The 21123-nt window shown below is 73.7% G+C and carries 18 protein-coding genes and 2 pseudogenes; 12 read left to right on the top strand and 8 right to left on the bottom strand.

What is annotated here, in order from left to right:
- Positions 1 to 196 precede the first annotated feature (196 nt).
- On the bottom strand, positions 197 to 1084 hold the full coding sequence (locus tag ACFU5F_RS17765; RefSeq protein ID WP_383887843.1) for a glycoside hydrolase family 19 protein: 888 nt from the start codon (positions 1082 to 1084) through the stop codon (positions 197 to 199).
- 269 nt (positions 1085 to 1353) lie between these two features.
- Positions 1354 to 1707: a MarR family transcriptional regulator gene (locus ACFU5F_RS17760; protein WP_383887943.1), complete on the bottom strand. Its 354-nt coding sequence runs from the start codon at positions 1705 to 1707 to the stop codon at positions 1354 to 1356.
- A 289-nt stretch (positions 1708 to 1996) separates the two neighbouring features.
- On the opposite strand from ACFU5F_RS17760, the gene ACFU5F_RS17755 reads away from it, so the two are divergent.
- Positions 1997 to 3040 carry an acyl-CoA dehydrogenase family protein gene (locus ACFU5F_RS17755; protein WP_383887841.1) on the top strand — a complete coding sequence of 348 codons (1044 nt, stop codon included), beginning with the start codon at positions 1997 to 1999 and terminating at the stop codon, positions 3038 to 3040.
- 55 nt (positions 3041 to 3095) lie between these two features.
- Positions 3096 to 3596 (top strand): GNAT family N-acetyltransferase, encoded by a 501-nt coding sequence (locus ACFU5F_RS17750; RefSeq protein WP_383887839.1) that lies wholly within the window; start codon positions 3096 to 3098, stop codon positions 3594 to 3596.
- Between the two features lie 10 nt (positions 3597 to 3606).
- Here the strand turns inward: ACFU5F_RS17750 and ACFU5F_RS17745 are convergent.
- The 3 genes and pseudogenes from ACFU5F_RS17745 to ACFU5F_RS17735 all read right to left on the bottom strand — a co-directional run.
- Positions 3607 to 3831 (bottom strand): annotated as a pseudogene (locus ACFU5F_RS17745) (alkanesulfonate monooxygenase); the annotation flags it as partial.
- Between the two features lie 257 nt (positions 3832 to 4088).
- Positions 4089 to 6179, bottom strand: a complete 2091-nt coding sequence (locus ACFU5F_RS17740; protein ID WP_383887837.1) for an MMPL family transporter — start codon at positions 6177 to 6179, stop codon at positions 4089 to 4091.
- Between the two features lie 170 nt (positions 6180 to 6349).
- Positions 6350 to 6856 (bottom strand): MarR family winged helix-turn-helix transcriptional regulator, encoded by a 507-nt coding sequence (locus tag ACFU5F_RS17735; RefSeq protein WP_383887835.1) that lies wholly within the window; start codon positions 6854 to 6856, stop codon positions 6350 to 6352.
- Positions 6857 to 6982: 126 nt separating this feature from the next.
- Here ACFU5F_RS17735 and ACFU5F_RS17730 point away from each other — a divergent pair, with 126 nt between their 5' ends.
- Together ACFU5F_RS17730 and ACFU5F_RS17725 are read left to right on the top strand one after the other, a co-directional pair.
- Complete coding sequence (locus ACFU5F_RS17730; RefSeq protein ID WP_383887833.1) at positions 6983 to 8512, top strand: SDR family oxidoreductase; 1530 nt, start codon at positions 6983 to 6985, stop codon at positions 8510 to 8512.
- Positions 8513 to 8655: 143 nt separating this feature from the next.
- Complete coding sequence (locus ACFU5F_RS17725) at positions 8656 to 10017, top strand: cryptochrome/photolyase family protein (RefSeq protein WP_383887831.1); 1362 nt, start codon at positions 8656 to 8658, stop codon at positions 10015 to 10017.
- Here the strand turns inward: ACFU5F_RS17725 and ACFU5F_RS17720 are convergent.
- Complete coding sequence (locus tag ACFU5F_RS17720; RefSeq protein WP_383887829.1) at positions 9951 to 11033, bottom strand: MerR family transcriptional regulator; 1083 nt, start codon at positions 11031 to 11033, stop codon at positions 9951 to 9953. The two genes, ACFU5F_RS17725 and ACFU5F_RS17720, sit on opposite strands and share 67 nt — an antisense overlap.
- 100 nt (positions 11034 to 11133) lie before the next feature.
- On the opposite strand from ACFU5F_RS17720, the gene ACFU5F_RS17715 reads away from it, so the two are divergent.
- The 4 genes from ACFU5F_RS17715 (at position 11134) to ACFU5F_RS17700 (ending at position 15015) form a co-directional block, all read left to right on the top strand.
- Positions 11134 to 11709 (top strand): sigma-70 family RNA polymerase sigma factor, encoded by a 576-nt coding sequence (locus ACFU5F_RS17715; RefSeq protein WP_383887827.1) that lies wholly within the window; start codon positions 11134 to 11136, stop codon positions 11707 to 11709.
- A gap of 315 nt (positions 11710 to 12024) precedes the next feature.
- Positions 12025 to 12480 (top strand): SPW repeat protein, encoded by a 456-nt coding sequence (locus tag ACFU5F_RS17710; protein WP_383887825.1) that lies wholly within the window; start codon positions 12025 to 12027, stop codon positions 12478 to 12480.
- A 125-nt stretch (positions 12481 to 12605) separates the two neighbouring features.
- Positions 12606 to 13856 (top strand): aminoglycoside phosphotransferase family protein, encoded by a 1251-nt coding sequence (locus ACFU5F_RS17705; RefSeq protein ID WP_383887823.1) that lies wholly within the window; start codon positions 12606 to 12608, stop codon positions 13854 to 13856.
- 274 nt (positions 13857 to 14130) lie between these two features.
- On the top strand, positions 14131 to 15015 hold the full coding sequence (locus tag ACFU5F_RS17700) for a GNAT family N-acetyltransferase (protein WP_383887821.1): 885 nt from the start codon (positions 14131 to 14133) through the stop codon (positions 15013 to 15015).
- 22 nt (positions 15016 to 15037) lie between these two features.
- Here the strand turns inward: ACFU5F_RS17700 and ACFU5F_RS17695 are convergent, their stop codons facing one another.
- Positions 15038 to 15832, bottom strand: a complete 795-nt coding sequence (locus ACFU5F_RS17695) for a GNAT family N-acetyltransferase (RefSeq protein ID WP_383887819.1) — start codon at positions 15830 to 15832, stop codon at positions 15038 to 15040.
- Between the two features lie 215 nt (positions 15833 to 16047).
- Between ACFU5F_RS17695 and ACFU5F_RS17690 the strand changes: the two are divergent.
- Both ACFU5F_RS17690 and ACFU5F_RS17685 read left to right on the top strand, forming a co-directional pair.
- Positions 16048 to 16374: pseudogene (locus tag ACFU5F_RS17690) on the top strand (hypothetical protein).
- A 60-nt stretch (positions 16375 to 16434) separates the two neighbouring features.
- Positions 16435 to 17601, top strand: a complete 1167-nt coding sequence (locus ACFU5F_RS17685) for an acyltransferase family protein (RefSeq protein WP_383887818.1) — start codon at positions 16435 to 16437, stop codon at positions 17599 to 17601.
- On the opposite strand, the gene ACFU5F_RS17680 is transcribed toward ACFU5F_RS17685, so the two are convergent.
- On the bottom strand, positions 17579 to 18427 hold the full coding sequence (locus ACFU5F_RS17680) for a GNAT family N-acetyltransferase (protein ID WP_383887817.1): 849 nt from the start codon (positions 18425 to 18427) through the stop codon (positions 17579 to 17581). The two genes, ACFU5F_RS17685 and ACFU5F_RS17680, sit on opposite strands and share 23 nt — an antisense overlap.
- Positions 18428 to 18773: 346 nt before the next feature.
- Between ACFU5F_RS17680 and ACFU5F_RS17675 the strand changes: the two genes are divergently transcribed.
- Both ACFU5F_RS17675 and ACFU5F_RS17670 read left to right on the top strand, forming a co-directional pair.
- A complete protein-coding gene (locus ACFU5F_RS17675; protein ID WP_383887815.1) occupies positions 18774 to 20411 on the top strand; it encodes an alpha/beta hydrolase in 1638 nt (545 codons plus the stop codon).
- A gap of 124 nt (positions 20412 to 20535) precedes the next feature.
- Positions 20536 to 21066 carry a DUF4232 domain-containing protein gene (locus ACFU5F_RS17670; RefSeq protein ID WP_383887813.1) on the top strand — a complete coding sequence of 177 codons (531 nt, stop codon included), beginning with the start codon at positions 20536 to 20538 and terminating at the stop codon, positions 21064 to 21066.
- Positions 21067 to 21123 lie beyond the last annotated feature (57 nt).

The following is a 21123-nucleotide window of genomic DNA, read 5'->3' as shown; positions in this document are numbered from 1 at the left end:
CAGGCTGCTTCCGGGCCCGGCGGCTGCCACGTCCCGGAACCTGAACCTCACCTCCCGGACCAGGTTCTGGCCGAACTACCGGAAGGAGACGCCCGGGTCGGTGCGCCGTCGGCGCGCACGGCGCGGGGCCCGGCCGTGCGCGGTCGGGCCCCGCCGATAGTCAGGTACATGACACACGTGAGGCACCTCAGAGGCGTCAGCAGTAGAGGTTGCCGCCCGCCGAGGTGCCGAGGATCTGGACGAACCGCTGGTACGCGCTCACCCTGCTCTGCACCTGCGCCGGGTTCTTGCCGTCGCACTCCAGCGAGCCGTTGATGCTGCGGATCGTGTGGCCGAAGCCCGCACGGGTGACCATCGCGTTGTGGCCGGTCATCGAGCCGGGGCCCCGCTGGGTGTTCCAGTACCACAGCGCCGTCTTCCAGGCGACGGCCGAGTCGTTCTGCACGAGCCAGGGGTTGCCCAGGAGGTTCAGGCCGAGCGCGTCCCCCGCCGCCTTGTAGTTGAAGTTCCAGCTGAGCTGGATGGGACCGCGCCCGTAGTAGGCCGCCTGTCCGGCCGGGCAGCCGTAGGACTGGCTCCAGTCGCAGTACGTGGGGTAGTTGGCGGTGTTCTGCTCGACGATGTGGACGAGCCCGCCCGTCTCGTGGTTGACGTTGGCGAGGAAGGCGGCGGCCTCCTGCTTCTTGACGGTGTCACTGCCGGTGGTCGCGAAGGCCGGGAAGGCGCTCATGGCCGCCCGCAGCCCGCTGTACGAGTAGAACGAGTTCCGGTTCGGGAACATCTGGTGGAACTGCGCCTCGCTCACCACGAACCCGGAGGGGTTGCCCGGCCCGTTCTCACAGGCGTACGGCTCCCAGTACCAGGTGCTGATGGTGGGGTCGTAGCCCGGATTGTCATGCTCGGCCACGTACGCCCTGCCGTCGGTGTAGCGCACGATGTTGCCGGTGACGTAGGACTTGCCGGCCACCCAGTTCGCGTAACTGGAACAGGGGGCCGCGGACGCGCTCTGGGCGGGCAGCAACAGCGGGGTGGAACCGCCGATGACCAGGGCGGTCAGTACGGCGGAGATACGGCGCCTCGACACGGGACCAACTCCTTCGTGGAGCACGGCCGCACCCGGGCGAGAGCCCGGAGGAACGGCGGGGACGGACCTCGCGCGCACGCGCCGGAGGGACCGGTCACGCGTGGGCGCGGCCGTGGTGGGGGGTGTGGGGCACACTCAACCGCGCTGGTCTGTACCAGTCAAGGGTGTAGACCAGTCAACTCGTCTGAGGCCTGGTCAGGTGCCGCGCGTGTCCGCAGTGGGGCTGCTTGGAGCCGCCCGTCGAGCCCGCGAGGCCGCCGCGCGTGTCGTCAGTCGGCGGAGTGAGGGGCGACGGGGCGACGGGGCGAGGGACCAACGCCGTCTCCGCGTGTGCGACGAAGTCGCCGGCCGGCCGAAGAGGCGGGCGAGAAGTCGCCGCCCTCCGTCGACCACTCGCTCAGCGCCGTCCCGACGCCCCGGCGGCCGGCCTCCCTGACACGCTCGAAGGCCGCGAGCCCGGTATCGGTGATCCGGACGCGTTGCGCCCGGCGGTCGTCCGGGTGGGGGAAGCGCCGCATGTAGCCCGCATCCTCCAGCTGCCTCACCTGCCGCGTGACATGCGAGGGCTCCACGGACAGCCGCACCGCGAGCACCCCCGGGCGTGACGGCTCGCTCTCGGCGATGTGCCGCAGGATGGACAGGGAGGCGCGGCCCGTGCCGGCGCGCCCGGCCGGACAGATGCGCGATGCGGGTGAGAAGTCGCTCGATCTCGGTCACGTCCGCGACGGTGGCCGCCGCGGCGGGCCGCGGGGTGGGCATGCGGCCACCCCAGCAGGTGCTTGCCTAAGTCAAGTAATATCGTGTCGCGTGGATCATCTTCCCCGCGTCGACCAGGAGGACGGGTGGGGAATGCGGTGATCCTCCGGCCCCGAAGATGTGATCTCCGGGGCTGTTGCCGGGGAGAATCACCCCATGACCACGTCACCGCACCCCCTCGTCGTCCAGGCGCGCCGCATCGCCGCCGAGGTGCTCGCGCCTCGGGCGGAGCGCGTCGACCAGGAGGGAGTGCCCGCGAGCAGTGTCGAGGCGATCAAGCGGTCGGGGCTGCTCGGAGTGAGTGCGCCGGTGGCGTACGGCGGGTCGGGGGCCCCGAACTCCGTGGCGCGGGAGACCGCCGAGATCCTGGCCGGGGCCTGCTGCTCGACATGGTTCGTGCAGACCCAGCACCACACGCCCGTGCTGACCCTGGCGAAGAGTGAACTCCCCGCTCGTGAACACCTGCTGGGGAAGCTGGCCACCGGTGACCTGCTGTCCGGCGTCGCGTACGCCCATCTGCGCAGATATCCGCAGGTCCCGGTCCGGGCGGTCCCCAAGCGCGGTGGCTGGCTGTTCCACGGCACGGTGCCCTGGTACACCGGGTGGGGGCTCAACGACGTGATGCTGCTGGCCGGGGTGACGGACGCGGACGAGGTGGTGTTCGCCTTCACCGAGGCCAGGGAGCAGTCCGGGCTCAAGGCCTCCGCGCCCATGCGGCTCGCGGCGCTCACCGCGGCCCGTACGGTCTCGCTCCACCTCGACGGGCTGTGGATCCCCGACGACGCCGTGGCCCTGCACGCCCCCTACGAGTCCTGGGCCGCGAGCGACCGCCCCAAGCCCACCAACGCATCGCCGGCGGTGTTCGGGGTCGCCGAGTCCGCCCTCGCCCTGCTGGACCAGGAGGATCCCAGGACCAAGGGGCTGCGGCTGCGGGTGGACAAGGTACGGCGGCAGGCGTACGCCCTCGCCGACCATCCCGCGCCGCACGAGCACATGGAGGAGCGGCTCGCCCTGAAGACCAAGGCGTTCGACCTGATGCGCACGGCGACGACCGCCGCGGTCGTCGCCGGTGGCGGACGGGCCCTCGACCTGGACAGCCGGGCGCAGCGTCTGGCCCGCGAGGCCCTGTTCCTGCTCGTCCAGGGCCAGACCGACGAGGTGCGCCGGGCTCACCTCGGCGCCCTGTCGGCCCCGTACTGACCGGGGCGCCGGGGGCTCGTGCACGGCCCGGCCGGTGGCCTGCGATGCTGGCGTCATGACTGATCAGCGCGATGTCCATGTCGTCCGGTGGCCGAGCCGGACGGCCTCCACCGGCGGCGGCCCGGCCCCGTTGCTGACGGCCTACCACCTGCGGACGGAGGCCGAGAAGGGAGCCCCCGTCGCCGATGCGGCGGAGCTGCCGGACCGCTACCGGGCCGAGATCTCCGACCCGGGGTCCGCGTTCGCCGACGACGTCGTGCTGCTGGCCCTGGGCGAAGACACCGCGATGGGCTGCGTGGTGGTCACTGCCCCCGCCGACGGGCGCGCGGAGATCAAGAGGCTCTGGACGGACCCGGCGTTCCGGGGCCGGGGCGTCGCCTCCGCTCTGCTCGACGCCGCGCTCGCCCACGCCGCCGACCGGGGAGCGGAAACGATACGGCTGTCGGTGTGGGCGTGGCGGACCGGCGCCATCGCCCTGTACGAGCGCCTCGGCTTCCACATCACCGAGTCGTGGGACGCGCGGGAGCGACTGGTGTGCATGGAACGCGCGGTGTGACGTTCGCGGCCTACGCCGGCCGGCTCGCGAACGGCACCTGCGCCGGGGCGGCCGACGGCCGGGCGAAGGGGTGCTGCCACAGGCCCCGGGCGGCGAGGCGGGGGAGGACGTTCTCGCCGAACCAGCACACCTCCTCCAGGTGCGGGGAGCCGGAGAGCACGAACTCGTCGATGCCGAGGGCGGGGTACTCCTCGACCCGGGCGGCGACCTCGTCGTGGCTGCCGACCAGGGCCGTGATCGGGTCTCGTATCGCGGACCGTCGCATTTCACATCGGGCGGCGGGGAATCCCTTGCACGGGTGGGGAATTGGGCGCGATATTGCGCGCCCGGGCGAACGGAACGGACCGAACCGAGGCACGACCGGCGACCACGGGGTGCCCGGGCCGCTTCCGCCCCGGGCACCGCGTGGTCGCCGGTCATCAGTCGCCGGCCATAGGTCTTCGGCCTCCACCCTCGGATGTCCGTCACCGGCTGTCGGCCATCGGGCGTCCGTCACCGCTCGCCGCGGGCCCCCGTCCCGCCGGAACGTAGGGTCCCCGGCCACCAGGCGCGCTCGCCGAGGTCCCGGACCAGTGCCGGCACCAGGAGCGAACGCACCACGAGGGTGTCGAGGAGGACCCCGAAGGCCACGATGAAGGCGATCTGCGCGAGAAAGGCGAGCGGGATGACGCCCAGCGCGGCGAACGTCGCGGCGAGCACCACGCCGGCCGAGGTGATCACCCCGCCCGTGCTGACCAGGCCGCGCAGCACACCCTGGCGTGCGCCGTGCCGCAGTGACTCCTCGCGGACCCGGGACATCAGGAAGATGTTGTAGTCGACGCCCAGCGCGACCAGGAAGACGAACCCGTAGAGCGGCACGGACGGGTCGGTGCCGGTGAACCCGAGGACGTGCCGGAAGACGAGCGCGGAGACGCCCAGCGTGGCGAGGAAGTTCAGGGCGACGGTGGCCACCAGCAGGACGGGCAGCAGCAGGGAGCGCAACAGGCCCGTCAGGATGAGCAGGATGAGAACGAGGACGACGGGGACGATCAGTGTGCGGTCGCGTTCGGCGGTGCGCAGGGTGTCGTACTGCTGTGCGCTGTAGCCGCCGACGAGGGCGTCGGCGCCGGGCACGGCGTGCAGGGCGGACCGCAGACGGGCAACCGTCCGCTTCGCTGCGTCGCTGTCGGCGGCGGCATCCAGGGTGACGTCGACCCGTACGCGTCCGTCGACCACCAGGGGCTCGCCGCCGGGCCGCCCGGTCCAGTCGACGGCGTCCGCCGTCGCGACGCCGTCGGTGTCCCGGGCCGCGGCGAGCACCCGCTCCAGCCGGTCCGCGTCCGCGACGACGACGGCGGGATTGCCCGAGCCGCCGGGGAAGTGCTCGCCGAGGGTCTGCTGCGCGGCGACGGAGGGCGCGTCGTTGACGAAGGTCTCGTCCAGGGGCACGCCCTTGGAGGTGAGCGTGGGCGCGAAGGCGGCCCCGGCGAGCAGGAGGGCCAGGGTCAGCGCCCACACCCGGCGCGGCGCCCGGTCGACGAGGTCCGCGACGCGCCGCCACACGCCCTCACCCTTGCTCGGGGCGGCCGACGGGCCGCCGGGCCGGGCTGGCCAGTAGGCGGCGCGGCCGAGCGCGACGAGGACTGCGGGCAGGAACGTGAGCGTGGCGAGGACCGCGCAGCCGATGCCGATGGCGCCCACCGGCCCGAGCGCACGGTTGTTGGTGAGGTCGCTGAGCAGCAGGGCGAGCAGGCCCAGGGCGACGGTCGCGGCGCTGGCCACGATGGCGCCCCAGGACTGGCGCAGCGCGGCCCGCATGGCCGCGAAGGGGTCGGCGTGCGCGCCCAGTTCCTCGCGGAAGCGGGCGGTGAGCAGGAGGGCGTAGTCGGTGGCGGCGCCGATGACGAGGATCGACAGGATGCCCTGGACCTGCCCGTCGACGCGAACGACGCCCTGGTCGGCGAGCGCGTACACGACCGCGCAGGCGAGGCCGAGGGCGAACACCGCGCCCAGGATGATCACCAGCGGGAGCAGGACGCTGCGGTAGACGAGGAGCAGGATCACCAGGACGGTGAGGAGCGCGACGGCGAGCAGCAGGCCGTCGATCCCGGCGAAGGCGTCGGAGAGGTCCGCCTGGCTCGCGGCGGGGCCCGCGAGTTGGACGGTGGTGCCGGGGACCTGTTCGGCGACGGCCCGTACGCGGTCCAGGGTGCCGGGCAGGGCGTCGCCGAGGTCGGGTCGCAACGGGACGACCCCGCGGAGCGCCTCGCGGTCCTCGGACAGCAGGGCGGGCGAGACCTGTCCCGCCACGCCGGGGGTGCCGTCGAGGGAGGCGAGGGCACGGTCGGCCGCGGCGCGCCGGCCGGCGAGGCTCTCCCCCGTCCAGACGACGACCGCCACGAGCGTCTCGTTCTGACGGAAGGCCCGTTGGGCGGCTATGACCTCGGTGGATTCGGCGCTGCGCGGAAGGAACGCGGCCTGGTCGTTGGTGGCGACCTCGCCGAGACGTCCGGCGTAGGGGCCGAGGACTCCTCCGACGACGAGCCAGACGGCGATCAGCAGGAGGGGAACGAGCCGGCGGGCGCGTCGGGGGGTGGTGGGCATGGTGCTCCAGGCTCAGGGGCGGACGGATCTCACTGTCTCAAGCACTGTCTCAATGAAAAACAATCTCAATGATTGAACTTGTTTGTCGGCGGCGATCATAGACATCACCGCTTCTTCCGCCCGCACCCGGCCCCTGGATGCACCCCGGCCGCTCCGCCCGAAGTGCGCGGTCAGCGTGCCCGGTCGGCGCTCGCGCCCAGTTCCTCGTTCATCGCGGCGAGGAAGCGCAGCACCACACCCAGCTCGTCCCCGGTGAACCGCGCGCGGGCGGCGTCGGTCGCCTCCGCGAGCGGCCGGAAGTAGGTACGGGCGGCCGCGCGCGCGTCGGCCGCGTAGTACAGGTGGACCACCCGGCGGTCGGCGCTCTCCCGGACCCGGCGGACGTGTCCGGCGCGCTCCAGCCGGTCCACACAGGCGGTGACGGCGCCGGAGGTGAGTCCGAGGTGTTCGCGCAGGCGCTTCGGGGTCATGGGGGCGTCCGCGTCCAGGATCGCCGCGAGGGCCTGGACGTCCGTCGCGTGCAGTCCGTGGTCGCCCGCGAACGCGTGCACCAGCCGGTTGATCTCACCGTTCATCCGGCGCAGCGCGACGGCGAAGGCGTGCAGATCGGTCGCTGCCGCCGGGCCTCCGGACCCGTCCTCGCCCGCCCGGCGCCCGGGGTCGTTCACTGTGGCCACGCGGTCAGCGTAGCCGTCGTACCGATCACCCGAACGCGCGGCGGTACCCCTCCGGCGCATCCGGGACCGCTCTCGCGGTGGAAGGGATGGCGAGGGGGGACGCCGACGCGAGGAACCGAGGAACCCATGACGGGAGACGTACGCGACAGCGGACCGCTCTGCCTGGTGACCGGCGCGACCGGGTACATCGGCGGGCGGCTCGTCCCGGAGCTGCTGGAGGCGGGCCTGCGGGTGCGCTGTCTGGCTCGCTCGCCGGAACGGCTGCGCGACCATCCGTGGGCCGGCTCCGTCGAGGTGGTCCGCGGCGACGTCACCGACGCGGAGTCCGTGGCGCGGGCGATGCGGGGCGTCGACATCGGCTACTACCTGGTGCACGCGCTGGGGACCGGCACGGACTTCGAGGAGACGGACCGGCGGGCGGCACGGATCTTCGGGGAGCACGCCCGGGCGGCCGGGGTGCGCCGGCTGGTGTACCTGGGCGGGCTCACACCGTACGGCGTGCCGGAGCGGGAACTGTCGCCTCATCTGCGCTCGCGCGCCGAGGTCGGCCGGATCCTGCTGGATTCCGGGGTGCCCACGGCGGTGCTGCGGGCGGCGGTCGTCATCGGCTCGGGTTCGGCCTCCTTCGAGATGCTGCGCTATCTCACCGAGCGGCTGCCGGTGATGGTCACCCCCAGCTGGGTGCACACCCGCATCCAGCCCGTCGCCGTCCGGGACGTGCTGCGGGCGCTCGTCGGTTCGGCCCGACTGCCGGACGACGTCAGCCGGACCTTCGACATCGGCGGGCCGGACGTGCTGACGTACCGCGAGATGATGCGGCGGTACGCCGTCGTCGCCGGGCTGCCGCACCGGCTCATCCTGCCGGTGCCGATTCTCTCCCCGGGGCTGTCCAGCCACTGGGTCGGGCTGGTGACGCCGGTACCGGCGTCGATCGCCCGGCCGCTCACCGAGTCGCTGCGGCACGAGGTGGTCTGCCGCGAGCACGACATCGCGCGGTTCGTGCCGGATCCGCCCGGTCACCCGGTCGGCTTCGACGAGGCGGTACGGCTCGCCCTGCGGCGGGTGCGCGAGGCCAAGGTCGCCACCCGCTGGTCGTCCGCCTCCCTGCCCGGCGCGCCCAGCGACCCGCTGCCCACCGACCCCGACTGGGCGGGAGGCAGCCTCTACACCGACCACCGCGAGCTGTGCGTGGACGCCCCGCGCGCGTCCCTGTGGCGGGTCATCGAAGGTATCGGCGGCGACAACGGCTGGTACTCCTTCCCCCTCGCCTGGGCCGTGCGCGGCTGGCTGGACCGGCTCGCGGGCGGGGTGGGCCTGCGCCGCGGCCGCCGGGACGCCGCCCACCTGCGGGTGGGCGACTCGCTGGACTTCTGGCGGGTCGAGGAGATCGAGCCGGGACGGCTGCTGCGGCTGCGGGCGGAGATGCGGCTGCCGGGCCTGGCGTGGCTGGAGATGCACGCGGACACCGACGGCACGGGACGCACCCTGTTCCGTCAGCGGGCCCTGTTCCACCCCCACGGGCTGCTCGGTCACGCGTACTGGTGGAGCGTGGCCCCCTTCCACTCCGTCGTGTTCGGCGGCATGGCCCGCAACATCGCGCGGGCGGCGGTGGCGGACGCGACCGCCCGCGCACGGGAGGGGGCACCCCGGCCCTGACGCCCGCCCCCGCACCCGCTCGCGCCCGCCCCTTCCGGGCGCCCTCCGGCCCTGTGCCCCGCCGCGCCGCCGGCCCGTGCATCCACCGGCTGCCTCCGGCCGGAAGCAGCCGACGCCCCTCCCTCTTCTCCCCGGAGCCCGTCATGAACGTCTCGGTCGTCCTGTTCACCTGCGATCTGCGGCTGCACGACCATCCGCCGCTGCGCGCCGCGCTCGACGGATCACGGCAGGTGGTCCCGCTGTTCGTACGCGACCGGGCCGTGACCGGCGCCGGGTTCGCCGCACCCAACCGCCTGGCGTTCCTCGCCGACTGTCTGCGCGACCTGGACACCGGGCTGCGGGAGCGGGGCGGCCGGCTCGTGGTGCGCTCGGGGGACGTGGTGGAGGAGGTGTGCAAGGTGGCCGCCGAGGCGGAGGCCGACGAGGTGCACCTCGCGGCCGACGTCAGCGCGTACGCCCAGCGTCGCGAGGAGCGGCTGCGGCGCGCGCTGGAGGCCGAGGGCGTACGCCTGCACGTCCACGCCACGGTGACGTCCGCCGTGGACCCCGGCGCGGTGCTGCCGAGTTCCTCCGACCACTTCGCGGTCTTCACGCCGTACTTCGGCCACTGGTCGCGGCAGCGGCTGCGGGAGGCATCGGCCGCCCCGCGGACCGTACGCGTGCCGGACGGCGTCGGCTCGGAGGGCCTCCCCTCCCGCGCGGGGCTGTCCGGCGTCTCCCCCGGACTGGCGGCGGGCGGTGAGACGGAGGGCCGCAGCCGGTTCTCGGCCTGGCTGCGGTCGGGCATCGAGGCCTACGAGGACCGGCACGACGACCTGGCGGGCGACGCGACCTCCCGGCTCTCGCCCCATCTGCACTTCGGCACCCTCTCCCCCGTCGAACTCGTGCACCGGTCCCGCCGGGCGGGCGGTCCGGGCGCCGAGGCGTTCGTCCGGCAGCTGGCCTGGCGGGACTTCAACCGCCAGGTGCTGGCCGCGCGTCCGGCGGCCGCGCGGGCGGACTACCGCGCCAAGCACGACCGTTGGCGTGACGCGCCGGACGAGGTCGAGGCGTGGCGGGCGGGCCGCACCGGCTATCCGGTGGTCGACGCCGCCATGCGCCAACTGCGCCACGAGGGCTGGATGCACAACCGGGGCCGGCTGCTGACGGCGAGCTTCCTCGCCAAGACCCTGTACGTCGACTGGCGCGTCGGCGCCCGCCACTTCCTGGACCTGCTGGTCGACGGGGACGTGGCCAACAACCAGCTCAACTGGCAGTGGATGGCCGGCACCGGCACCGACACCCGCCCCAACCGGATCCTCAACCCGGTCACCCAGGCCAAGCGGTACGACCCGGACGGGGAGTACGTACGGCGCTGGGTCCCGGAACTGGCGGACCTCGCGGCACCGGCGGTGCACGAGCCCTGGAAGCTGCGAGGGCTGGACCGTGCCGCGCTCGACTACCCGGAGCCGGTCGTCGAGCTGGCGGAGGGGCGGGAGAGGTTCCTGCGCGGGCGCAGCTCCTGATCCGGCCGGGCCGCCCGTCCGTACAGTGCGGCCAGCGCCTCCACCGCCTCCGCCAGCGAGGACGGCCGGACGGTTCCCGGCGCGGGGCGCCCGTGCCAGCCGGGGCCGCCGAGCACGACGAGCGGCTGCCGGCGGGCACCCTTCACTCCCCAGCGCATGGCGGCGAGGTGACCGGCCAGGGGCGGACTCGCCGTGGAGCGGGCCTGGGCCCACAGGACCACGGCCGCCGGGCCGAGCCGCTCGACCGCCGCGGTGAGCGCCTCGGCGGGGACGGCCGGGCCGAACATCCTGGCGGGCAGGCCGAGTTCACCGAGCACCGCGCCGAGCGCCTCCAGCGGCAGGCTGTGCTGTTCGCCGGGTACGCAGGCCAGGACGACCGGGCCGGGGGCGGTGGCGTCGTGGCGGGGCGCCGGTGTCCGGGTGTGACGCCGCAGGGCGGTGGAGACATGCCAGGACAGCAGGTGCTCCACCTCGACGTAACGGTCTCCGGACGACGCCCACTTGCGGCCCACCGCGTGCAGGGTCGGCACCATCACGTCCTGCCAGGCGGCCGTCAGCCCGTGCCGCCCGACGGCCTCGGCCAGCAGATCCTCCACGGCCGGGGCGTCGAGGCGTACGGCGGCGCGGGCGAGGCCCCGGCACTCCTCGCGGGTGCCTCCCGGGGGCGACGTCCGACCGGATCCGGGCTGCCGCACGGGAGGGCTCCCGTCGGTCGGCCGCACACCCCCGGCCCTCTCCCGCGCCTCACTCGTCGCCGGGGCGCCGGTCCCCGCGCGCGCCACGCGTGCCGCCTCGGCCGGGGGCAGTCCGGCGGACGTCAGCCGGCACATCTCCTCCAGCACCGCCACGTCCCGCGGGCTCCAGCGCCGGTGCCGGCCGTCGCCGCGGACCGCGGGCCCGATGCCGTAGCGGCGGTCCCAGGACCGCAGCGTCGTGGGCGACACACCCAGCCGCCGGGCCAGGGCACCGCTGGTCAGTCCCGGATCGGCGGGGCTCTCCTCCCCGTTCGCAGCCATGCGGCGATCATACGATGCAGAACCGATGCGATTTGAAGCCCCGCCTCGCGGGCTCGCACGATGGCGGCATGCGCACCGCCCGGCGTGAGGAGCCGCCCTCGTGAGTCCTGTGGGTCCGACCGCCGTGCACGCGGACGAGGAACTGGCACGGGGCCTGGTCGCGGGCGACGACGACTGTCTGGCCGTCGCCTACCACCGCTGGTCGGCGCTGGTCCACGCGCTCGCCCAGCGGAGTCTCGGGGACAGCGGCGAGGCCGAGGACGTCACCCAGCAGGTGTTCCTGGGGGTGTGGCGCGGCCGGCACGGCTACCGCTCCGAGCGCGGCGCGATGGGAGCCTGGATCGTCGGGATCGCCCGGCGTCGCATCGCCGACGCGCTGTCCGCGCGGACCCGTCGTGCGGACCTGGTGACCTCGGCGGGCGTCGCGCTCACGCTCGTCGGCGGGCAGAGCGACCGCGCGTGCCCCGAGGCCGCACTCGACCGGGTGCTGGTCCGCGCCGAACTCGCCGGGCTTCCCGCGCCCCAGAGGCTGGTCCTGCACCTGGCGTTCTACGAGGACCTCACCCAGCTCCAGATCGCCGAGCGAACGGGCCTGCCCCTCGGCACGGTCAAGAGCCATGTCCGGCGGGGACTGCGGCGGCTGCGGAGCCGCCTGGACGAGGCCGGCGGCGACTGAGACTCGCGCGGACAGGTATTCGACGCACAAACGTTTCGTGTGATCGGGAGTGATCCGGCGCATCCCTCCACCGCCCGGTCACGGAAGAAGCAGGCGCGGGGCCGACGACCGGGGCGCTTCCGGTCGAGGGCGCGGCCCCCGCCAGGACCCGCCTCCGAGGAGCGGTCGGCGCTCTTCGGGGGCGGGTTCGCCTCCTTTCCCTCGTCTCCGACGACTACACATAAGGGAAAAATAAGAGCAGAATGAACGCACGCGGCGCTCACCGCACACCCCACCGGACGCGGTCAGGCTGCAGCGTTCAAAGGAGTTCGAGTCATGGCCAACGTCTCACACAGGAGTGACATCACCAGCCACCCCGACGCACCCGAAATGCAGGCCCGATTCGCCCGCATGCTGGGGGGTCGTGATGTGGCACTCGTGGACGGACCGGTGTTCCTCCTCGGTCTGTACTGCGCCGTGTCCCCGTGGATCCTCCACTACACGACGAGCCAGCCGGCGCTCGCGTCCCACAACCTCGTCGTGGGCATCGCCATCGGTCTGCTGGCTCTCGGCTTCACGGCCGCACCGGACAGGATGTACGGGCTGAGCTGGGCCATGTGCGCGATGGGCGTATGGATGATCATCGCGGCGTGGATCGTCGGCGACAGTCCCGATGCCGGTGTCGTGGTCAACAACATCATCATCGGCTGCCTGGCGCTCCTGCTGGGGCTGATGTGCGCCGGCGCGGCGGCGAGGGGCACCCAGCGTGCGGGCCGCGCGTCGCAGGTGTAGAACAGGACGCCCGCGAGGGGTAACGGCGGCCGGCCCGCTTCCGCGAGCCGGCCGTCGCCTTCCGTCCCGGCCCGCGCGGCGTTAATCGCTGGCCCGTCGCCCGCCGCGGCACCCAGACTGTCGCCGTGAGTCGAACCTTCAGCGCATGGGTGACCTCGGGTGCGGACTTCCTCGGCGTCACCGGCCCCTTCCCCGTCGACGTCCCGTGGTGGGCCGAGGTCGAACCCGTCGCGGCCCGGCTGGAGCACACGCTCGGGGTTCCCGTCCTCGTCCTGCGGCTGCTCGACGCGGACGGCGGCGAGAGCGGGCGCGACGGACACGTGACGTACCACGTGGAGGCGAACGGACGGCCCCGCGCCGGGGCCCTGCGCAGAGACCACGTCGACGAGGGCCTGTTGCGGACGGACGACGCCCTGCGCGCGCCGTGGGCACGGGCGGACGGACTGCGGGAACTGCTGGACTGGGCCTCGCGCGCACTCGCCGCGCTGGGGCGTCCGGTGACGGGGCCGGCCGAGCAGCGGCGGACCTGGAACCTCGCGGGACTCTTCCGGCTGCCCACCGCCCACGGGCCGGTCTGGCTCAAGGCGACTCCGCGGTTCGCCGCCGACGAGGCCGCGGCCATCGCCGCGTTCGCCGGGGTGGACACGGACCTCGTGCCGAGGGTCCTCGCCTCCGGCGAGCGGCGCGTGTTGCTGGAGCACATCCCGGGCGAGGACTGCTGGACGGCCGACGCCGCCACGGTCGAAGCCGGGGTCCGCCGGTTCGTCGCCGCACAGGCGGCACTGTCCGGCCGGCGCCCGCCGGGACTGCGCGACCGCCGGGACCGGGCCCTCGGCGGGCTGGTACGCGAACTGCTGGACAGACGCCAGGAGTTGGGACTCGACGACGAGGAGCTGGACCGGGCCCGGGAGCTGACGCACCGCTGGGAGCGGCTCGCCGGGTGCGGGCTGCCCGACACCCTCGTCCACGCGGACTTCCATCCGGGGAACTGGCGCAGCGACGGCCGCCCGCCCGTGGTCGTCGACTTCGCCGACTCCCACTGGGGCAACCCCGTGCTGGACTGTCTGCGCCTGTACGACTTCCTGCCCGAGGAGGTACGCCCGACGGCCGTCCGTGTCTGGACCGAGGCCTGGAAGACCCACGCCCCGTCGAGCGACCCCACCGGGGCGCTCGCGCTCGCCGAGCCTCTCGCCCACCTCGCGTACGCCCTGCGCTACCAGGAGTTCCTCGACGGCATCGAGGCGTCCGAGCGGCCGTACCACGAGGGGGATCCGGCGTCGGTGATCCGGCGGGCACTGCGGGCCGCCACGCACCCGAGCCTCCCCGCCGTGCGGACGGCCGACCGGCCGGACCGTGCCGAGACGTCGCCCCGGTGAGAGCGGGACGGACAACGGACACAGACGGCGGGCGTCCACCGGCCCCGGCGGCTCGTCCGGATCGCGCGGCTCACCCGGTCCGAACGGCTCGTCCGGATCGTCCCGGCCGCACCGGGCCTCGCGGCACCGAGGCGCCGACGCGACGCGGGGCCGCAGGATCCAGGGCCAGGACCAGGGACGGCGCCCGTGTGCGCCTGAATCGCGTTGCGGGACGTCCTGACCGGCGGCTAGCGTCACCGGGCCTCGCCATCCACCGACCAGCCCCGGAGCCCCCTTGCCCCCGCGCGTCACCCAGCTCGTCGATCCCGCCGCCACCCCGTCCGCTCACCGTCTCGCCTGGCTGGCGTCCGAGGCGGACGGTGTCCCTCTCGGATCCGTCTTCCTGCGGCTGTTCACCAGGGAGGGGCAGAGTCACCTGGCCGAACTGGAGGGCGCCGTGCATCCCGCCGAGCGGCGACGGGGCGTGGGCACCGCGCTCCTCGACGCGGCCGTGTGCGCGGCACGCGCCGACGGCCGGCGCGCGGTCATCGCCCAGGCCGAGCAGGGCTCCCCGGGCGGCACCTTCCTGGCGGCGCGCGGCTTCCGCCCGGTGCTGACGCTGACGTACGCCCGGCTCGACCTCGCCACGATCGACCCCGGACACTTCACGCGCATCCTCGAACAGCCGTGTCCGGGCTACCACTTGACCAGCTGGACGGGCGTCGTGCCGGACGGGCTCGCACGGAGCTACGCCGCGTCGCGCCGCGCGATGGACGACATGCCGATGGGGGACACCGACTACGGGACGGTGGTCTGGGACGTGGAGCGCGTCGTCGCCGCGGCCGAGGCCATCGCCGAGCGCGGCGACTCGCTGTACACCGTGGCCGCGGTGCACACGTCGAGCGGCACCGTCGTGGGCTTCTCGGAGCTCGTCCTGCCCGGCGACGGCCGGGAGCAGGACGAGGGGCAGCACTACGGTACGGCCGTGCTGCCCGAGCACCGGGGCCGTGCGCTGGGGCTCCGGATGAAGGCGGAGGCCGTGCTGTACGCCCACGGCCGGGCTCCCGGCCTCGCCCTGCTCACCGACACCGCCTCGGAGAACGCCCCGATGCGCCGGGTCAACGACGCGCTCGGCTACCGGCCCACGCACACGTCCGTCGAGTACCAGCTCGATCTGTGACGCGACAAGAGCCTCCGGAGGGTCAGCGGGACTCCGCGCTCCCCACGGCGTACTCGTACGGCGTGGTCGTCGTGAGCGGCTCGAAGCCCAGGCGGGCCAGGATCGGGCGGCTGGTGGCGAGCGCGTCGACCTGCACGTACCGGTAGCCCCGGTCGGCGGCGACGCGGGCGCGGTGGGCGACCAGGGCCCGGTAGACACCCCGGCCCCGCCAGCCCTCGACGGTGCCGCCGCCCCACAGGCCGGCGAAGCGCGTACCGGGGAGCAGCTCCATCCGGGCGGCGCTCACCGGTTCGTCGCCGACGAGCGCCACGACGGCCACCACGGACTCGGGGTCCCCCGTGAGCTGGGCCAGCAGCTGATGGCGCATCCGGGTGCTGTCCGTGCCGAAGGCCCTCTCGTGGACCTGGGCCACCAGGTCCACGCCCGCGCGGTCGGTGACCGGGAGCAGCCGTACGCCCTCGGGCGGCTCGACGTCGAGGGTAAGGTCGGCGACCTCCGCGACCATCAGCGTCTCCTCCGGGGCGGCCGTGAACCCGGCGTCGCGCAGGCGCTGCCCCAGGTCGACGGGGAGGTCGTGGCCGTACAGCTTCCACTCGAAGTCGCGGCCGAGGCCGGAGAAGTACCGGATCTGTTCGGCGATCGCCGCGTCGGCGCCCGCCTCGTCCAGGTCGGACCAGACGACGCCGCTCCAGCCGTTCTCGAAGCCGACCTGCCGCACCACCCCGCCCACGCGCTCGATCCGGGCGCCGGGCCCGTCGGGGTGGGCGCCCTCGCGCATGTCCCGGTCGAACAGTGCCAGCACAGCAGCGTGATCCATACCGCTCACTCCATCATCAGTCGTTCGCCCTGGCAACGGAATTCGCCCGCTTCTCCGCGTCGGGGACGCTACGGACCCGCGCCCGCGCGGTCGCGCCGGACCGCCCGACGGGGCTGTCCGGGTGTCTCTCGCGCGAGCGTCCGGGACGCGGGCACACGACGTAGGGTCCAGGTCGCTACACATGGCCGAGCCGTTCGAGGAAGGCGTGGGCGACCATGCCGGACGAACCCGCGCTGGTGTACCTGTGGCGCTGTGTCGAGCTCGCGGCCGAGGCGCTGGAGACCGGCGCCGAACCGTTCGGTTCGGTCCTGGTCGGCGGTGACGGCACGGTGCCGGCCGAGGACCACAACCGGGTGGCCGGGGGCGACCGCACCCGCCACCCGTAGTTCGAGCCGGCCCGCCGGTCGGTCGCGCGGCTCACCGTGGCGGAGCGCGCCGGGGTGACGGTCGAGGGGCCGGTGCCCGAGCCGGCCGGGCAGGTGCGGGCCCTGCACCGCCGGTTCCACGCCGGAGGCGGGGGCGTCGTCACCGGCCAGGAGTGAGCCGGGCGGGACGGGGCAGACGGTCCGGGTTCCGTCGTCGTAGCCCGGAGACCCTCCCCGATGTCCGAAGACCTGGTGCAGCACACCGGCCCGGGCCCGTCGGCCCCACCCGAGCGGGCCCGGCCACGGGCGCGGCGGACGTCACGGGACCCGTACTTCGACAACGCGAAGTACCTGACCATCGTCCTGGTGGCCTGCGGGCACGCGTGGGAGCCGCTGACGTACGGCAGCCGGACCGTGACGGCCGCGTATCTGACCGTCTACGCGTTCCACATGCCGGCCTTCGCCCTGATCTCCGGCTACTTCTCGCGGAGCTTCGACATGGCGCCGGGCCGGCTGAAGCGGCTGATGACCGGGGTGGTGCTGCCGTACGTCGTGTTCGAGACGGCGTACACGCTGTTCTACCGCTGGGCGCAGGACGATCCGGGCTATCCGCTGAGCCTGCTGGACCCCTGGTACGTGATGTGGTTCCTGGTCGCGCTCTTCGTCTGGCGGCTGACCACGCCCCTGTGGCTGATGCTGCGTCATCCGCTGCCCGTCGCGCTGGGTCTGGCGACGCTGGCGGCCGTCTCGCCGGATCTCGGCGGCGACGTCTCCATCCAGCGCGTGCTGGGGTTCCTGCCGTTCTTCGTGCTGGGGCTGACCCTGCGGGCCGGGCACTTCGAGCGGCTGCGGACCCGCCGGGTGCGGCTGTGTCTGCTCCCCGTGGGCCTCGGGGCGTTCCTGGCCGCCTACCTGGTGGCGCCGTGGTTCGACGCGGGCTGGTTCTACCACCGGGGCAGCGTCACCGGTCAGGGCGTGTCCCGCTGGGCGGGCCTGCTGACCACGCCCGCCCTGTTCTGTCTGGCGGTGCTGCTGACGGCCTGCTTCCTGGCCTGGGTGCCGCGCCGACGGCTGTGGTTCAGCGCGTTGGGCGCCGGCACGATGTACGGCTATCTGCTGCACGGCTTCGTGATCAAGTGGGCGCGGTTCCGGGACTGGTACGCCGTGGAGTGGGTCCACACCCCGCTCGGGCAGCTCGCGGTGACGGCCCTGGCGGCCGGCGGCATCACCCTGCTGTGCACCGCGCCCGTCCGGGCCGTCCTGCGCTGCGTCGTCGAGCCGCGTATGGAGTGGGCGTTCAGGCGGGGCGGCGCCACCGCCCCGCCGGCCGGGACCACGGACACGGCGGCCCGGGCCGGGGCGGGGGGCACGGCCGCGTCGTCTAGCCCAGTTCGAGAGTCGTGACCCCGTAGACGCGTTCCGCCGCGTACGGCCGGACCGGCCCGGTGTACATCCGGGCCGTCTCGAAGGACGGCGTCAGCCCGAACTCCTCGGCCAGCGCCACGGCGGCCGTGTTCGGCTCCGGCACGTCGATGGCCAGTTCACGGCCCGCGGCCTCGGCGGCGAGCCCGGTGAGGAGCGCGCGGGCGTCGGCCGGGGTGTCGGCGAACAGGGGGCCGATCCGCAGGGCGTCCCGGCCGGGGCGGATCACGCCGTAACCGGCGAGCCGCCCGTCGACGATCCGGGCGAGGGCCCGGTGCCCGTCGGCGGTCAGCCACCGCTCCAGGAAGCGGGGGCGGTCCGCCGGGTGGCAGAGGCTGTCGTAGGCCGCGAGGGACACGGCGTCGCGGACCGGCAGGAGGCCGTCGGGCGGGGTGGCCTCGGGGATCACGCCCGAGTACCGGTAGGTGCGGTGGGCGGGCTCGAAGCCGGACCGGCGGTAGTTGTCCTGCTGGGCGACCACTCCGTCGAGGCCGACCGTTCGGTCGCCGGCGTGGCCGAGCGCGGTCTTCCAGGTGGCGAGGCCGTGTCCCCGGCCGCGCAGATCCGGGCGGACCAGGTAGAAGCCGAGGAAGGCGTGGTCGGCGCCGTAGGTGACGACGGAGACGGAGGAGACCGGTTCGCCGTCGAGCCGACCGATGAAGAAGCCCTCGGGGTCCTGCGCGAAGAAGCACGCCGGGTCCGAGAGTCCCGGGTTCCAGCCCTCCTCGCCCGCCCATCGGGCGACCACCGCCCAGTCGTCGGGCGTGGCCCGGGTGACGACGAGGTCCTGATGCCCCGCAGACGTCATCTGCGCGCTCCTTCGCTGACGCGAGTGCGGCCCTGGTGCGGCCGCGGGCGCGGGTGGTGGACCCGCGCCCCGCAGCATCCTCGCCAACGCCCGAACGCACCCGCGACGCCTGAAACGGTCGATCTCGCCGCGCGAAGGGCTGGCCGCCGGTCCCCTTCACACGGACGAGCGACCCGCCCGCGACGGTGACGCGGCGGTGCGGCGGTGCGGCGGTGCGGCGGTGCGGCGCACAGAGTACGGCGGTTCCGGCCGTTCCGCCCGCTGGGAGGCGTGGCCGCGAGGGGCCGCCTATGGTGATCCGGGGGTCGTCCCCGGTCGCCCCGGCCGGGTGTCCCTGGAGGCACGCATGCGGTCCACGCACAGACGGTGCCCGTTCGCCGGAGCCGCGGTCGCGGTGCTGGCCCTGCTGGGGGCCGGACTGCCGGCCACGGTGGCGGGCGCCGACAAGCAGCAGGACGCCGGGCAGGCCGACCTGAGCCGCTTCTACCGGCAGAAGATCAAGTGGTCGACGTGCGAAGGCATGGAGGCACCCAGGGATCTGCGGTGCGGCAAGATCACCGTGCCGCTCGACTACGCGCGGCCCCGGGCCGGCACCCTCGACCTGGCGGTGGCCCGCTACCGGGGCACCCGTGACCCGCGCGGCTCGCTGCTGCTGAACTTCGGCGGACCCGGTGGCCCCGGCGTCCCCGAACTCGCCTACAGCGGCGCGGACTTCATGGATCTCACCAACGGCTACGACCTCGTCTCCTTCGACCCGCGCGGTGTGGGCCGCTCCTCCCCCGTCAGCTGCGGCGACGGCACCGAGAAGGCCCTGGAGGCGACCGACGACGGAAACGACGCCGACGATCCGCAGGCGGCACTGGCGACGCTGCGGCGGGCCGCCGCCGCGTGCCGGAAGAACTCCGGCCCCGTGCTGCCGCACATCGGCACCCTCGACGCCTCGCGCGACCTGGACGTGATGCGGGCCGCCCTCGGCGACAAGAAGCTCAACTACCTCGGCTTCTCCTACGGGACCCGGCTGGGCGCGGTCTACGCGGCGCAGTTCCCCGACAAGGTGGGCCGTATGGTCCTCGACGGGGTGGACACCCTCACCGAACCGCTGACCGAGCAGGGACTGGTGGGCGCGGCGGGCCAGCAGACCGCGCTGGAGGACTATCTCGACGCGTGCACCGAGCAACTGACGTGCCCGTTCGGACAGGACGCCCGCTCGGCCCGCGAACAGGTCGTCGCGCTCGTCGAATCGCTGGACGAGAACCCCGTTCCCTCGGACTTCGGGGCGGACCTCACGGGTCAGGACCTGGTGGGGGCCATCGGGCACGCCCTCTACAGCGAGCAGATGTGGCCCCTGCTCACGCAGGCGCTCAACATGCTCGTCCACGACGGCGACACCCGGGGTGTCATGGCCCTCTCGGGCGGCGGCTTCGCCCCGCAGACGGCCCCGTACCGGTCAGCGGTCCCGGCCCGCCCGCACGAGCCCGCCGAACCCACCGCCACCGGCAACCCGGTACCGCACGCCGGGCTGGTCGACGCCGAGAAGGTGCCGATGGACAACTACCCGGCCGCGCTCATGGCGATCAACTGCGCCGACGACCCCGACCGGCCCACCGCCAGGAGGATCACCGACGATCTGGAGGAGCTGCGGAAGGCATACGAGGACGCCTCCCCCGTCTTCGGCGCCTACCGGCTGACCCAGGTGCTGATGTGCTACGGCCGCCCCGCGGGCACCGACTTCATCCGCGAGAAGGTACGGGACGTCGACACCCCGAAGATGCTGCTCGTGGGCACCCGCGGGGACCCGGCCACCCCCTACCGGTGGACCGTGGAGACGGCGAAGCGGCTCGGCTCCTCGGCCGTCGTGCTCGACAACAAGGGCAAGGGGCACACCGGGTACGGGTCCTCGAAGTGCGTGCACGAGAAGGTGGACGAGTTCCTGCTGTTCGGAACACTGCCGGACGACGGAAGTTCATGCGGGGCCGACGATTGAGCATCGGGCGTGTAACACGCACGGGTCCGGTACAACCACGCCCACACTCCGGACGTCACACTGGGCAGACGTCACGTTTGCGCGTGCCGTACCTGTACGTGACCAATACTGGGGGATTCCACCGATGCGTATCCGTTCCTTCCTCACCGTCTCGACCGTGGCGACCGCCGGCGCCGCACTGCTCATCGCCGCCGCCCCGCAGGGACTGGCCGCCCAGCCCGCCGCGAAGACGCCGGTCTGCAAGGCGAAGGTCCTGAAGCTCGCCGCCAAGCAGGCGAAGGACACGCGGGTCGTGCACATCAGCGTCAAGAACACCGGCACCCGCACCTGCACCATCGACCGCCTGCCCGTGGTCACCTTCGGCGACCTGGACGGAGCGGCCCAGCCGGTGCCGTCCGGTGAGAGCGGCCCGTACAAGGTCGGCGCGGGCAAGACGGTCTACGCGGCCGTCCGCACCATCGCCGATCTGAAGGACCCGGAGGCTCGTCGCGTCGACACGATCACGGTGTCGGCCAACCCCAACCTCGACGGCCGTACGTTCACCCTGAAGCAGCTGGGCGCGAGCAAGAAGGTCAAGGTCTGGGAGCCGGTGACGACCTGGTGGAAGCCGTCCAAGGCCGCCGCCGACAAGGCGCTGGAGAAGGAAGTCGGCTGACCCCGGCAATGACAGCACGGCATGGAGGAGCCCGTGGGCGCGCACCATGGGCGAGGG

The organism is Streptomyces sp. NPDC057438, from assembly GCF_042802995.1.
Lineage (GTDB): Bacteria > Actinomycetota > Actinomycetes > Streptomycetales > Streptomycetaceae > Streptomyces.
This window is presented reverse-complemented; position numbering and strand designations above follow the sequence as displayed.

Excerpts from the sequence above, each read along its gene's own strand:
- ACFU5F_RS17755 (WP_383887841.1), top strand. The coding sequence starts at position 1,997 with ATGACCACGTCACCGCACCCCCTCGTCGTCCAGGCGCGCCGCATCGCC.
- ACFU5F_RS17750 (WP_383887839.1), top strand. The coding sequence starts at position 3,096 with ATGACTGATCAGCGCGATGTCCATGTCGTCCGGTGGCCGAGCCGGACG.
- ACFU5F_RS17740 (WP_383887837.1), bottom strand. The coding sequence starts at position 6,179 with ATGCCCACCACCCCCCGACGCGCCCGCCGGCTCGTTCCCCTCCTGCTG.
- ACFU5F_RS17730 (WP_383887833.1), top strand. The coding sequence starts at position 6,983 with ATGACGGGAGACGTACGCGACAGCGGACCGCTCTGCCTGGTGACCGGC.
- ACFU5F_RS17725 (WP_383887831.1), top strand. The coding sequence starts at position 8,656 with ATGAACGTCTCGGTCGTCCTGTTCACCTGCGATCTGCGGCTGCACGAC.
- ACFU5F_RS17720 (WP_383887829.1), bottom strand. The coding sequence starts at position 11,033 with ATGGCTGCGAACGGGGAGGAGAGCCCCGCCGATCCGGGACTGACCAGC.
- ACFU5F_RS17710 (WP_383887825.1), top strand. The coding sequence starts at position 12,025 with ATGGCCAACGTCTCACACAGGAGTGACATCACCAGCCACCCCGACGCA.
- ACFU5F_RS17695 (WP_383887819.1), bottom strand. The coding sequence starts at position 15,832 with ATGGATCACGCTGCTGTGCTGGCACTGTTCGACCGGGACATGCGCGAG.
- ACFU5F_RS17685 (WP_383887818.1), top strand. The coding sequence starts at position 16,435 with ATGTCCGAAGACCTGGTGCAGCACACCGGCCCGGGCCCGTCGGCCCCA.
- ACFU5F_RS17680 (WP_383887817.1), bottom strand. The coding sequence starts at position 18,427 with ATGACGTCTGCGGGGCATCAGGACCTCGTCGTCACCCGGGCCACGCCC.
- ACFU5F_RS17675 (WP_383887815.1), top strand. The coding sequence starts at position 18,774 with ATGCGGTCCACGCACAGACGGTGCCCGTTCGCCGGAGCCGCGGTCGCG.
- ACFU5F_RS17670 (WP_383887813.1), top strand. The coding sequence starts at position 20,536 with ATGCGTATCCGTTCCTTCCTCACCGTCTCGACCGTGGCGACCGCCGGC.